Here is a 12,025-nt window from a genome sequence, read left to right on the forward strand (position 1 = left end):
GTCCCCGCGCTGGGCGATCCGGCGGCGGACGGCATCCCCGCGCTGCGCGAGCCCGACCTGCCGCGGACCGCGAAGGTCCGCCCGAAGGCGTTGCGTACCGGCTGGACGACCGGTACCTGCGCCTCGGCGGCTGCGAAGGCGGCCGCGTCGCTGCTGCTGACCGGCGCGCCACCGCCCTGGGTCGAGGTGGCGCTGCCCAGCGGCCGCCGGGTGACGTTCGCGGTCGAGGAGTCCGCTGTGGCGGCCGGATCGGCGACCGCCGTGGTCGTCAAGGACGCCGGCGACGACCCGGACGTCACGCACGGCGCCCACCTGACCGCGACGGTGTCGTGGCGTGACGGCGACGGCGTCGAGCTGGACGGCGGCGAGGGCGTCGGCGTGGTGACCAAGCCCGGTCTCGGCCTGTCGGTCGGCGGGCCGGCGATCAACCCGGTACCCCGCGCGATGATCACGCAGGCGGTGCGTGAGGTCGTCGGCGACCGTGGCGTCCGGGTGGTGATCAGCGTGCCCGGCGGCGAGAAGATGGCGCGCAAGACGACCAACCGGCGGCTGGGCGTGCTCGGTGGCATCTCCATCCTCGGTACCACCGGGATCGTGCGCCCGTTCTCGACCGCGTCGTGGCGGGCCAGCGTGGTTCAGGCCGTCGGAGTCGCGGCGGCGCAGGGCGAGGACACGATCGTGCTGTGTACCGGCGGGCGCACCGAGTCCGGCGCCATGGCGCTGCTACCCGAACTGCCCGAGGTGTGCTTCATCGAGGTGGGTGACTTCACCGGGGCGGCCCTGCGGACGGCGGTCGAGCGGGGCATCACCCGCGTCGTCTTCGTCGGCATGGCCGGCAAGCTCACCAAGCTCGCCTCCGGGGTGCTGATGACGCACTACACCCGCTCCGCCGTCGACACCGGCCTGCTGGGCCGGCTGACGGCGGCGGCCGGCGGCTCCGGCGCGCTGATGGCCGAGGTGGCCGCGGCGAACACCGCCCGGCACGCGTACGAGCTGTGGGCCGCCGCCGGCCTGCTGCGGACCGCCGGCGACGCGCTGTGCGCCCGGGTACGGGACGTGCTCGTCGCGTTCTGCGGCCTGCCCGCCGAGGTGGCGATGGTCGACTTCACCGGGAAGGTCGTCGTCGCCGCCACCGAACCGGGGTGGGTCTCATGATCACGGTGGTCGGCTGCGACGGCGGGCCGCTGCCGCCCGCCGTACGGGCACTGCTCGCCGACGCGACCCTGGTGGTCGGCGCCGCCCGGCACCTGGCACAGGTCGACACCGCCGCCGAGCGGTTGGTCATGGGCAGTGTGGCCGCCGCGGTGGAGAGGCTGTCCACCCACGACGGTCACGCGGTCGTCCTGGCCAGCGGCGACCCCGGCTTCTTCGGCATCGTCGCGACCCTGCGCCGCGCCGGCCTGCGACCGGACGTCGTAGCGGCGCCGTCCTCGGTGGCGCACGCGTTCGCCCGCCTCGGGCTGCCCTGGGACGACGCCGTCGTGGTCTCCGCGCACGGGCGCGACCTGCGCCGCGCGGTCAACGTCTGCCGTGCCCACCGCAAGGTCGCGGTGCTCACCGCGCCGGGCGCCGGGCCGCACGAGCTGGCGAAGGAGCTGGCCGACACGTCCCGCCGGATCGTGGTGGCCTCCCGGCTCGGTACCCCCGACGAGCGGATCACCGGACCCGACGGCGACTGGGCGGACCCGAACGTGGTCCTGGTCCTCGCCGACGGCGTGCCCGTGGGCGGCGCACCCGGCGGCGACGCCGGGCCGTCGCCGCGCTGGGTGGCCGGCGCGCAGCCCGGGCCGGCGGGCTGGGCGCTGCCCGAGGAGGCCTTCGACCACCGCGACTCGATGATCACGAAGGCGGAGGTACGGGCGCTCGTCCTGGCCCGGCTCGGCCCGCGCCTGGGCGACCTGGTCTGGGACGTCGGCGCCGGTAGCGGCTCGGTGGCGGTCGAGTGCGCCCGGCTGGGTGCCGCCGTCGTCGCGGTCGAACGCGACCCGGACGCCTGCGACCGGGTGCGGCGCAACGCGGCAGCGTTCACCGTGGACGTCAGCGTGGTGCACGGGTCCGCGCCGGCGGTACTGGCCGGCCTGCCCGCGCCGGACGCGGTCTTCGTCGGCGGGGGAGGGGCGGCGGTCCTCGCCGGGTGCCTGGAGCGCCGGCCCGCCCGCGTGGTCGCCGCGTACGCGGCCGTGGAGCGGGTCGGACCGGCGCTGTCCGCGCTGACCGGCGCGGGGTACCGCGCCGGCGGTACCCAGATGCAGGCGAACCGGATCGCCCCGCTGCCCGGCGGGGTGCACCGACTGGAGGCGACGAACCCGGTGTACGTGGTGTGGGGGGAGCGGTCATGATCGCACTGGTGACCGCGACGGCGGCCGGCCGGGAACTCGCGGCGCGGCTGGCCGCCGCCTGGCCGGGGGAGACGACCACCTACGACGGTACGGTCGCCGAGCAGCTCCACGCGGCGTGGCCCCGGTCGCGGGCGCTGGTGTGCTTCCTCGCCACGGGCGCGGTGACCCGGCTGGCGGCGCCGCTGCTGCGCGACAAGCACACCGATCCCGGGGTGGTCTGTGTCGACGAGGCCGGCCGGTTCGCCGTCGCCCTGCTCGGCGGCCACGACGGCGGCGCCAACGAGCTCGCCGAGCGGGTGGCGGCGGTACTCGGTGCGCAGCCGGTCGTCACCACGGCCACCGACGCGAGCGGGCTGACGCCGCTGGACACGTACGGCCGGGACCTCGGGTTCCGCCTCGCCGACGCCGCGCCCGTCGCCCGCGTGACCGCCGCGCTCCTCGACGGCGCCCCGCTGCGGGTGGAGTCCGACCAGACCTGGCCGCTCCCCGCGATCGTGGACAGTCCGACCGCCGGTGACCGGTCCAACCGTCCGAGATCGCTGGTGGTCAGCGACCGGGCAGCCGCCGAAGGCGACCTGATCTACCGGCCGCCGTCGCTGGTCGTCGGCGTCGGGGCGAGCCGCAACGCACCCGCCGACGAGATCGACGAGCTGATCGCGAAGTCCCTCGCCGAGGCCGGGGTCGTCGCCGGTTCCGTGCGGTGTGTCGCCACCGTCGACCTCAAGGCCGACGAGCCGGGCATCCTCGAGGTGGCGCGGCGGCACGGCTGGCCGGTCGTCACCTACCCGGCCGCGACGCTCAGGTCCGTCGACGTGCCCAACCCGTCCGCGGTCGTCGACGCCGCCGTCGGTACGCCCAGCGTCGCCGAGGCCGCCGCGCTCACGGCGGCCCGGGAGGCCGGCCGGGACGCCGAGCTGATCGCGCCGAAGCGGGCCGGCGCCATGGCGACCGTCGCGGTCGCCCGGCTGACCCCGCGCGGGCGGCTGAGCGTCGTCGGTCTCGGCCCGGGCGCTGAGGACCTGCGCACCCCACGGGCCACCGCGGTCCTCCGGCGGGCCGGCATCGTGGTCGGCCTCGACCAGTATGTCGACCAGGTCCGCCACCTGCTCACCCCCGGTATCCGGATCGAGGCCAGCGGCCTCGGCGCGGAGGAGGAGCGGGCGCGTACCGCCGTCGCCCTGGCCACGGCCGGGCACGCCGTCGCGCTGATCGGCTCCGGGGACGCCGGGATCTACGCGATGGCCTCCCCGGCGCTGCAGGTGGCCGGCGACGACGTCGACGTCGAGGCGGTACCCGGGGTCACCGCCGCCCTCGCCGCCGCCGCGCTGCTCGGCGCGCCGCTCGGCCACGACCACGCGTACCTGTCGTGCTCGGACCTGCACACGCCGTGGCCGGTCATCGCCGACCGGCTGCGCGCCTGCGCCGCGGCCGACCTCGTCGTCTGCCTGTACAACCCGCGCAGCCGCAAGCGGCAGGCACAGTTCGACGAGGCACTGGCGATCCTGCGCGAGCACCGGCCGGACACCACGCCGGTCGGCCTGGTCCGGCAGGCCAGCCGCCCCGACCAGCGGGTCACCGTCACCACGCTCGCTGACCTGGCCGCCGACCCGTCGCGGGTGGACATGTTCACGGTCGTGCTGGTCGGATCGAGCCGCACGGAGAACCGCGCCGGCCGGATGGTCACGCCGCGGGAGTACCGATGGCTGCCGTGACGATCGGCGCCTGCGCCGGCTGCGGGGCCTGCCTGCTGACCTGCCCCACCCACGCGATCCGCCCCGACGGGGGTCGCCTGTACGTGCGGGACGACCTGTGCACCGAGTGCGGCGAGTGCGTCGAGGTCTGTCCCGTCGACGCCATCGACCTGATCGAGGAGGAAGAGTGAGCCTGCGCGAAGCAGTGGCACCTGCCAGTACCTGGACCAGGGCGGAACGGCTGCGCCTGTCGGGCATCGTGGCGACCGTCGTGCTGCTCAACGTCGCCGGCTGGTCGCTGTACCTGTACTACAGCACCAGCCTGGCGGCGGCGAGCGCGTTCGCCGGAGCCGGGACGCTCGCGTACGTGCTCGGCATCCGGCACGCCTTCGACGCCGACCACATCGCGGCGATCGACGACACCACCCGGCTGATGCTGCTGCGCGGGCGTCGCCCGGTCGGCGTCGGCTTCTTCTTCGCGATGGGGCACTCGGCCGTCGTGGTCGTGCTGGCGTTGGTCGTCGCGTTCGCCGCGCGCAGCGTGCACGTCGAGCCGTTCCAGCACGCCGGTGGCCTCGTCGCGACCGTCGTCGCGGTCGGGTTCCTGCTGCTGGTCGGCGTGCTCAACGCCACCGTCCTGGCCGGCCTGGCCGGGTTGTGGCGGCGGCTGCGCCACGGCGAGGTGGACCAGGCCGCGATCGACCGGGAGCTGGTCAACCGGGGCCTGATGAACCGGATGCTCGGCGGGCGGGTCCGCGGGCTGATCCGGTCGAGCTGGCACATGTTCCCGGTCGGGCTGCTGTTCGGCCTCGGCCTGGAGACCGCCAGCGAGGTGACACTGCTGTCGCTGCAGGCGTCCACCGCCGCTCAGGGTACGGTGCCGGCCCTGGCGATCCTCACGCTGCCGCTGCTGTTCGCCGCCGGGATGTCCGCGATGGACACCGCCGACTCGCTGCTGATGACCCGCGCGTACTCGTGGGCCTACCGGCACCCGGCCCGCCGGCTGTACTACAACCTCGCCACCACCGGCATGACCGTCGTCGTCGCCGGGTTCGTCGCATCGGTGTACCTCGCCGGCCTGGTCGACGAGTTCACCGGCGTGGGTGGGCCGATCGGCGCGTACGCCGGCATCGCCGACCACTTCGAGCTGCTCGGCTACCTCATCGTCGGCGCGTTCGTGCTGGCCTGGGGCGGCGCGGTGGTGGCCTGGAAGCTGGGCCGCTTCGACCAGCGGTACACGTCGTGAGCGCGATCGTGAACCGGGCGGTACACCCGATCGAGTCGGAGTCGTACCGGATCCTGCGTTCGGTCGTGGACACCGCGCACCTGCCGGCCCGTACCCGCGACGTGGCCGAGCGGATCGTCCACACCACCGCGGATCCGTCCTGGGTGGACGATCTCGTGGCCGACGAGGCGGCCCTGGCGGCCGGCGCGGCCGCGCTGGGTGCCGGTGCCCCGCTGGTCGTGGACGTCACGATGGTCGCCGCGGGCGTCACCCGGTACCCGTCGGTCTGCCAGGTGAGCAGCCCCGCGGCGCGCGACCTGGCCGCGCAGACCGGCCTGACCCGATCGGCGGCGGCCGTGCGGCTCGCGGCAGCAGCGGCACCCGACGGTGCCGTCTGGGCGGTCGGCAACGCGCCGACCGCGCTGTACGAGCTGATCCGACTCGCCGAGGCCGGCGAGCTGCGCCCGGCGCTCGTCGTCGGGCTGCCCGTCGGCTACGTCGGCGCGGCCGAGTCCAAGGCCGCGCTGCGCGCCTCCGGACTGCCCCAACTGTCCAACGTCAGCGCGCGGGGCGGCTCGGCCGTGGCCGCCGCGGCGGTCAACGCCCTGCTGTACGGAGACCCCCTCGCATGAGCACCCCACTGTTGATAGCCGGCCACGGCACCGCCGACGAGGCCGGCGCCGAGCAGTTCCGCCAGTTCGTCAAGCGGGTCGACGGGCTCCTCGACGCGGCCGTGGCCGGCGGGTTCATCGAGCTGTCCGACCCGCCGATCGGTGCGGCGGTCGACGTGCTGCTCGCCGCCGGTGATGCGCGGCGGGTCGCCGCCGTGCCGCTGATGCTCGTCGCGGCCGGGCACGCCAAGGGCGACATCCCGGCCTCGCTGGCCCGCGAGCGGCAGCGCCACGGCGGACTGTCCTTCGTGTACGGTCGGCCGCTCGGTCCGCACCCGACGATCCTCGCCCTGCTCCGCGAGCGGCTGGCGGAGGTCTCCCCGGACCCGGAGACAATGGTGCTGCTCGTCGGCCGTGGCTCCACCGACCCGGACGCCAACGCCGAGGTCGCCCGGGCCGCCCGGCTGCTGGCCGAGACCACGCCGGTCACCGGAGTGGAGTACGCGTTCGTGTCGCTGGCCGAGCCGGGGGTGCGGGCCGGGCTGGACCGGTGCCGGATGCTGGGCGCGAAGCGGATCGCGGTGCTGCCGTACTTCCTGTTCACCGGGGTACTGCCGCGCCGGGTCGCCGACCAGGCCGCCGCGTGGTCGGCCGGCAGCGGCGTCCCGGTCGACGTCGCCGAGGTGATCGGCGACTGTGACGGGCTGGCCTCGCTGGTCGTGGAGCGGTACGAGGAGGCGCTGCGCGGGGAGGCCCGGGCCAACTGTGACGCCTGCCTGTACCGGATCGCCCTGCCGGGGCACGAGCACCGGGTGGGGGCGCCACAGAAGCCGCACGACCACCCGCACGACCATGCCCACTCCCACCACCATCCGCATGGGCACTGAGGCAGGTCAGGCACGTCAGTCGGGTGGTGTCCGTACTCAGTAGACTTCGGCGATGACGATCGATGACCGACTCACGACACTCGGTGCGCTCTGGTCGGTATGGCGGGATCAGGGCACGTCCCTGACGGACGAACAGTGGCAACGGCCGACCCGGCTCGGCGACTGGGACGTGCGGAGCCTGTACGCGCATGCCGGGTCCTGGCCGTTCGGGCTGTCGCACCTGGTCGGGACGGTACGTGACGTCGAGCCCACGTATCCCACGGCCGCCGCGCTGCTGCGGGACTTCAACCGCCCGGACGGGATCGCCAGGCGCAACCGCGACCGGGTCGCCGCCGGGGCCCGGGAGGACGCGGCCACCTACAGTACGGCGCAGATGATCGAGACGTTCGCCAGCGTCGGGCCATCGGCGATCGCGACGGCTCGGCAGCTCGGGCCGGTCGTGGTCGACTACTTCGGGCTCGCCGCGCTCCGCCTCGACGAGGTCATCAGCGTCGGCATCGTGGAAGCGACCGTGCACCTGCTCGACCTCCAGCGCGCGCTCGGCCTGCCGCCCGACGTGCCTGCCGACGGTGTGGCGCACACGACGGACGTGCTCGCGCAGATGGCCCCGCCGGTCGACTTCATCGAGGTGGCGACCGGTCGGAGCGGGGCGGAGCTGTTCCCGCTCATGGTCTGAGGGCGGATGCCCGGGCGGACCCCGGGTTTAGCGGCGCCGGTGTGGGCAAGTCCCGGACGGTGTGCGCCGGCGGCGGGGGCCGCCCGGGCCGTAGCCGAGGGGACCCGCCATGCTGCCGACCTCCCCGCACCGTTCCCGGATCGCGGCCGTCCGGGCGGCCATGAACCCCCGGAACTCGGTGGTCGGCATCGTGGCCCTGGCCGCCATGGTGGCCGTCAGCGCCATGATGGTGCGGTCACTGCGCGACCACGGCACACCGGACACGCCCGCGACGCGCAGCGCCAGCGCGCGCCCGCCGACCACGCCTCCGGTGCCGACATCCGAGCCGCTGCTGCCACTGCCGCCTCCGCAGTCACAGGATCCGAGCGCGAACCCGGTGCCGTCCGATGGGGACGAACCATCGACCGACGCGCCGACCGCTCCCGATCCGGGTAACCCGGCACCGACGGCGCCGGATACGCCGGCCGCTCCGGACACGCCGGATGCGCCGACCTCGTCGGGGTAGGCCACCGGTTCGTCCCGCCCACCTGCCGGCCCGCCGCGCCGCCCGCGGGAGGCGTCGACGCCTCCCCGGGTGCTTCACACGTACGCAACGACAGTGTTAAATATTGAGGGCCATTGGGAGCGCTCCCAATTCGGGCACTACCGCTCGGAAGGTACGAACGCATGTCCCTGCCGCCCTCCACCCCCTCGCGCCGGACGTGGTACCGGCCCGCCCTCGCGCTCGCGGCGTCCGTCGCCACGGCCGCTGCCCTGTTCGCCACCGCGGCCGCCGGTTCGCCGGTCGACGCCACCCGGACCGCCGCCACCATGCAGGTGGGCAGTGCCGCCGCGCCCGCCTACAACTACGGCGAAGCCCTGCAGAAGTCGCTGTTCTTCTACGAGGCGCAGGTCTCCGGCCGTAAGCCGGCCACGAACCGGGTCAGTTGGCGCGGGGACTCCGCGCTCTCCGACGGTGCCGACGTCGGCCTCGACCTCACCGGCGGCTGGTACGACGCCGGTGACCACGTGAAGTTCGGCTTCCCGATGGCGTTCACGACCACGATGCTGGCCTGGGGCGCGGTCGAGTACCGGGACTCCTACGCCACGTCCGGCCAACTGCCGTACCTGCTGAACAACCTGCGGGTGTCCAACGACTACTTCATCAAGGCGCACCCCGCTCCCAATGTGCTGTACGGGCAGGTCGGCAAGGGCGACGACGACCACAAGTGGTGGGGGCCGGCCGAGGTGCTGCCGATGGCGCGGCCGGCGTACAAGATCGACGCGAGCTGTGGCGGCGCGGACCTCGCCGGTGAGACGGCGGCCGCGATGGCCGCGTCGTCGATGGTGTTCCGCCCGACCGACGCCGCCTACGCGGACCGGCTGCTGACCCACGCCAAGCAGCTCTACACGTTCGCCGACACGGTGCGTCGCGCGTACCACGAGTGCATCACCGACGCGACGAACTTCTACAAGTCCTGGAGCGGCTACACCGACGAACTCGTCTGGGGCGCCATCTGGCTGTACCGGGCCACCGGCGACGCGAGCTACCTGACCAAGGCGGAGTCCGAGTACGACAAACTCGGCACCGAACCGCAGTCGACCACCCGGTCGTACAAGTGGACGATCGCCTGGGACAACAAGCAGTTCGGCGCGTACGTGCTGCTGGCCAACCTGACCGGCAAGCAGAAGTACATCGACGACGCCAACCGCTGGCTCGACTACTGGACGGTCGGCGTGGACGGCCAGAAGGTGCCCACCTCGCCGGGCGGCATGGCCGTGCTCGACACCTGGGGCGCGCTGCGGTACGCCGAGAACACCGCGTTCGCCGCGCTGGTCTACGGCGACCGCACCGCCGACGCGACCCGCAAGGCGCGGTACCACGACTTCGCGGTCCGGCAGGTCAACTACGCGCTCGGCGCGAACCCGCGCAACGCCAGCTACGTGATCGGCTTCGGCGCGAACTCACCGAAGTACCCGCACCACCGTACCGCGCACGGCTCCTGGTTCGACAGCATGACGGTACCGACCCAGACCCGCCACGTCCTGTACGGCGCCCTGGTCGGCGGCCCGTCGTCGGCCAACGACGCGTACACCGACTCGCGCTCGGACTACGTGATGAACGAGGTCGCCACCGACTACAACGCCGGCTTCACGTCGGCGCTGGCCCGGCTGTACGGCGAGTACGGCGGCACGCCGCTGGCCGGCTTCCCGCAGCCGGAGAAGCCGGACATGGACGAGATCACCGTCGAGACCACGCCGATGAGCAACGAGACCCGGTTCACCACGGTGAAGGCGGTCGTCTACAACAAGTCGGCGTTCCCGGCACGGGCGCTGACGAAGGCCACGTTCCGGTACTACTTCCGCCGCGAGGGCAACTCGACGATCCTGGTCGACAGCCCGTACACCCAGGGCTGCCCGAAGCCGACGGCCGCCACCCAGGTGTCCGGGGACCTGTACTACGTCGAGGTCAACTGCACCGGGTACACCATCGCGCCGGCCGGACAGTCGCAGCACAAGATGGAGGTACAGCTCAAGATCGGGGTGGCCGAGGGCGGCACCTGGGACCCGACCAACGACCCGTCGTACCAGGCGGGCACCGGCCCGAACCGCAACGTGCCGCTGTACGACAACGGGGTGCGGATCTGGGGGAGCGAGCCGAGCGGCGGGTCCACGCCGACGCCCGGCCCGACGGCCACGCCGACGCCGGGCCCGACCGCGACACCGACGCCCGGGCCGACGGCCACGCCCACGCCGGGCCCGACGGCCACCCCGACCGCGACGCCGGGCCCGGCCCGGGCGTGCCAGGTCACCTACGCCACCAGCGAGTGGAACGGCGGGTTCAGCGGCTCGATCCGGATCGCGAACACCGGCACGGCGGGGATCAGCTCCTGGACGCTGACGTTCCGCTTCCCGGGTAACCAGAAGATCGGCCAGGGCTGGTCGGCGACGTGGACCCAGTCCGGCGCGGACGTCACCGCGACCAGCCTGTCCTGGAACGGTGCGCTCGCACCCGGTGCCGCCACCGACATCGGGTTCAACGGCACGTTCACCGGCAGCAACCCGCGGCCGACCGCGTTCTCGCTCAACGGCACGCCCTGCGCCGTCGGCTGAGCCCGCCGTCCCGCCCGACGGGCCCGCTCCCGCGCCCATGATCATGGAGACTGTGCGACCCCCATGGCCTCACGAAGTCCATGATCATGGGCTGTCGGGCGGTCAGCGCGTCCGTACCGTGATCTCGCTGATCCCGATCTGGAACGTGCCCTTCTCGGGCAGTCTGGGGAGGCGGGTGATCCAGACCAGAAGGTACCGGACCGGTTCCGTCGAGCCGGGGAACGTCGTGGTCGACGGGGCGTCGACCTGCGGCGCGCCGATCCGGCGGTACGACTGGAGCACCTGCGCGTCACCGGCCGCACTGTCACCCGGATCCGCCTCGCCCGCCCGGAGCTCGGCGGTCGCGCCGGCATGGTCGAACCGCACCTCGACCGAGTCGACCCGCTGCGGCGAACCGAGGTCGAGCAACACCCCCATACCGTCCTTGAGCTGGCCGAAATCCGCGGTGTAGTAGTTGTCGGTCCGCCAGACCGTCGCAGGGTCCCCGTCGACCGTTCTCGCGGCGTCGTGGAAGTCGACGTCGTCCCGACGGCCGCCCGGCGAGTCGACGGCGCGTACCCGGCCGGCATCGATCGTCACGGTGTGCGGGGCGCGGCTCTGGCCACCCCCGCCGACGGAGGTGGCCCGGCGCGCGCCGTCCGGGCCGGGGATCAGCGCCGGCGCGGCGGCGGCGGTCACGCCGACGATGGCCGCGGTGGCCACCGAGGTGAGCACCAGGCGCCGCCGGCGGCGGCGGCGGGACGCGCGGATCACCGGCTCATAGAGATCGATGGCCGGGGACTCCTCGGCGAGATCCACCAGCGCCGTCCGCAGGTGGGGGATCATGGCGTTCATCGGTTGGCCCCTTCCGTGACGTGAAGCTCGCCGAGTTCCGGTGCCACGACGCGCAGGCGGGCGAGCGCCCTGGCGGTCTGGGACTTGACGGTGCCGACGGTCACGCCGAGCATCTCGGCCGTCTCGGCCTCGGATCGGTCCTCGAAGAAGCGCAGTACCAGGACTGCCCGTTGCTTGGCAGACAGCTTCAGCAGCGCCTGGCGGAGCGTCAGCCGCATCGCCGTGCTGCCGGAGTGGTCGGCGCGCGGCACCTCCGGGAGGTCACCCGGCATCGATTCACGCAGCCGCCGGCGACGCCACCAGGAGATCTGCAGGCGGTACATGATGGTCCTGGTGTACGCCTCGGCGTTGCCGCTGTCGTGCAGCCGGCGCCACGCCTGGTGCGTCCTGACCAGCGCCGACTGCACCAGGTCCTCGGCGAGGTGCCGGTCGCCGGTCAGCAGGTAGGCCGATCGCAGCAGCGCCGGCGTCCGCGTCCGCACGAACACGTGGAAAGTGGCGTCCTGATCATCCATGCACCTGTGCCTTTGCTGCCGGAGATCTCTGGCGAGGTCTCATCAACGGGGTTTCGTGGACCCAGACGCCACTTTGGACGCCTGAGGTTGTCATCGTGCCGGAATTCGTGACGCTTCTCGTTGTTCTCCGCTCGCCGTCGCCCGTCGCAGCCGG

The 12,025-nt window shown here is 73.6% G+C and carries 11 protein-coding genes and 1 pseudogene; 10 read left to right on the top strand and 2 right to left on the bottom strand.

The window, feature by feature from the left end:
- The first annotated feature begins 33 nt into the window (after positions 1–33).
- The 10 genes and pseudogenes from ACNTMW_RS23580 (at position 34) to ACNTMW_RS23625 (ending at position 10,522) form a co-directional block, all read left to right on the top strand.
- A complete protein-coding gene (locus tag ACNTMW_RS23580) occupies positions 34–1,155 on the top strand; it encodes a cobalt-precorrin-5B (C(1))-methyltransferase (RefSeq protein ID WP_426636021.1) in 1,122 nt (373 codons plus the stop codon).
- A complete protein-coding gene (cbiE, locus tag ACNTMW_RS23585; protein WP_426635950.1) occupies positions 1,152–2,339 on the top strand; it encodes a precorrin-6y C5,15-methyltransferase (decarboxylating) subunit CbiE in 1,188 nt (395 codons plus the stop codon). The genes ACNTMW_RS23580 and cbiE overlap by 4 nt, the downstream gene beginning before the upstream one ends.
- Positions 2,336–4,051 (top strand): precorrin-3B C(17)-methyltransferase, encoded by a 1,716-nt coding sequence (gene cobJ / locus ACNTMW_RS23590; protein WP_426635951.1) that lies wholly within the window; start codon positions 2,336–2,338, stop codon positions 4,049–4,051. Before cbiE ends, cobJ begins: the two co-directional genes overlap by 4 nt.
- Positions 4,039–4,197: pseudogene (locus ACNTMW_RS23595) on the top strand (4Fe-4S binding protein); the annotation flags it as partial. The gene cobJ and the pseudogene ACNTMW_RS23595, both read left to right, overlap by 13 nt.
- A 20-nt stretch (positions 4,198–4,217) precedes the next feature.
- Complete coding sequence (locus ACNTMW_RS23600) at positions 4,218–5,276, top strand: HoxN/HupN/NixA family nickel/cobalt transporter (RefSeq protein ID WP_426635952.1); 1,059 nt, start codon at positions 4,218–4,220, stop codon at positions 5,274–5,276.
- A gap of 8 nt (positions 5,277–5,284) precedes the next feature.
- The gene (locus ACNTMW_RS23605) at positions 5,285–5,887 is read left to right on the top strand and encodes a precorrin-8X methylmutase (RefSeq protein WP_426636022.1); all 603 of its coding nucleotides are present in this window, start codon (positions 5,285–5,287) and stop codon (positions 5,885–5,887) included.
- Positions 5,884–6,753 (top strand): sirohydrochlorin chelatase, encoded by an 870-nt coding sequence (locus ACNTMW_RS23610; protein ID WP_426635953.1) that lies wholly within the window; start codon positions 5,884–5,886, stop codon positions 6,751–6,753. The genes ACNTMW_RS23605 and ACNTMW_RS23610 overlap by 4 nt, the downstream gene beginning before the upstream one ends.
- A gap of 52 nt (positions 6,754–6,805) precedes the next feature.
- Positions 6,806–7,429, top strand: a complete 624-nt coding sequence (locus ACNTMW_RS23615; protein ID WP_426635954.1) for a maleylpyruvate isomerase N-terminal domain-containing protein — start codon at positions 6,806–6,808, stop codon at positions 7,427–7,429.
- Positions 7,430–7,538: 109 nt separating this feature from the next.
- Complete coding sequence (locus ACNTMW_RS23620) at positions 7,539–7,934, top strand: superantigen-like protein SSL4 (RefSeq protein WP_426635955.1); 396 nt, start codon at positions 7,539–7,541, stop codon at positions 7,932–7,934.
- Positions 7,935–8,095: 161 nt separating this feature from the next.
- Complete coding sequence (locus ACNTMW_RS23625) at positions 8,096–10,522, top strand: glycoside hydrolase family 9 protein (protein ID WP_426635956.1); 2,427 nt, start codon at positions 8,096–8,098, stop codon at positions 10,520–10,522.
- 102 nt (positions 10,523–10,624) lie between these two features.
- Here the strand turns inward: ACNTMW_RS23625 and ACNTMW_RS23630 are convergent, their stop codons facing one another.
- The gene (locus tag ACNTMW_RS23630; RefSeq protein WP_426635957.1) at positions 10,625–11,356 is read right to left on the bottom strand and encodes a hypothetical protein; all 732 of its coding nucleotides are present in this window, start codon (positions 11,354–11,356) and stop codon (positions 10,625–10,627) included.
- Positions 11,353–11,871, bottom strand: coding sequence for a SigE family RNA polymerase sigma factor (locus tag ACNTMW_RS23635; protein WP_426635958.1), 519 nt, complete (start codon positions 11,869–11,871; stop codon positions 11,353–11,355). The genes ACNTMW_RS23630 and ACNTMW_RS23635 overlap by 4 nt, the downstream gene beginning before the upstream one ends.
- Between the last annotated feature and the right edge of the window lie 154 nt (positions 11,872–12,025).

The sequence above is a fragment of the Planosporangium spinosum genome (genome assembly GCF_049999945.1).
GTDB classification, from domain to species: Bacteria; Actinomycetota; Actinomycetes; order Mycobacteriales; family Micromonosporaceae; genus Planosporangium; species Planosporangium spinosum.

Bases quoted from the DNA above. Each gene is read 5' to 3' on its own strand.
- cbiE (WP_426635950.1), top strand. From the start codon at position 1,152: ATGATCACGGTGGTCGGCTGCGACGGCGGGCCGCTGCCGCCCGCCGTA.
- cobJ (WP_426635951.1), top strand. From the start codon at position 2,336: ATGATCGCACTGGTGACCGCGACGGCGGCCGGCCGGGAACTCGCGGCG.
- ACNTMW_RS23610 (WP_426635953.1), top strand. From the start codon at position 5,884: ATGAGCACCCCACTGTTGATAGCCGGCCACGGCACCGCCGACGAGGCC.
- ACNTMW_RS23615 (WP_426635954.1), top strand. From the start codon at position 6,806: ATGACGATCGATGACCGACTCACGACACTCGGTGCGCTCTGGTCGGTA.
- ACNTMW_RS23620 (WP_426635955.1), top strand. From the start codon at position 7,539: ATGCTGCCGACCTCCCCGCACCGTTCCCGGATCGCGGCCGTCCGGGCG.
- ACNTMW_RS23625 (WP_426635956.1), top strand. From the start codon at position 8,096: ATGTCCCTGCCGCCCTCCACCCCCTCGCGCCGGACGTGGTACCGGCCC.
- ACNTMW_RS23630 (WP_426635957.1), bottom strand. From the start codon at position 11,356: ATGAACGCCATGATCCCCCACCTGCGGACGGCGCTGGTGGATCTCGCC.
- ACNTMW_RS23635 (WP_426635958.1), bottom strand. From the start codon at position 11,871: ATGGATGATCAGGACGCCACTTTCCACGTGTTCGTGCGGACGCGGACG.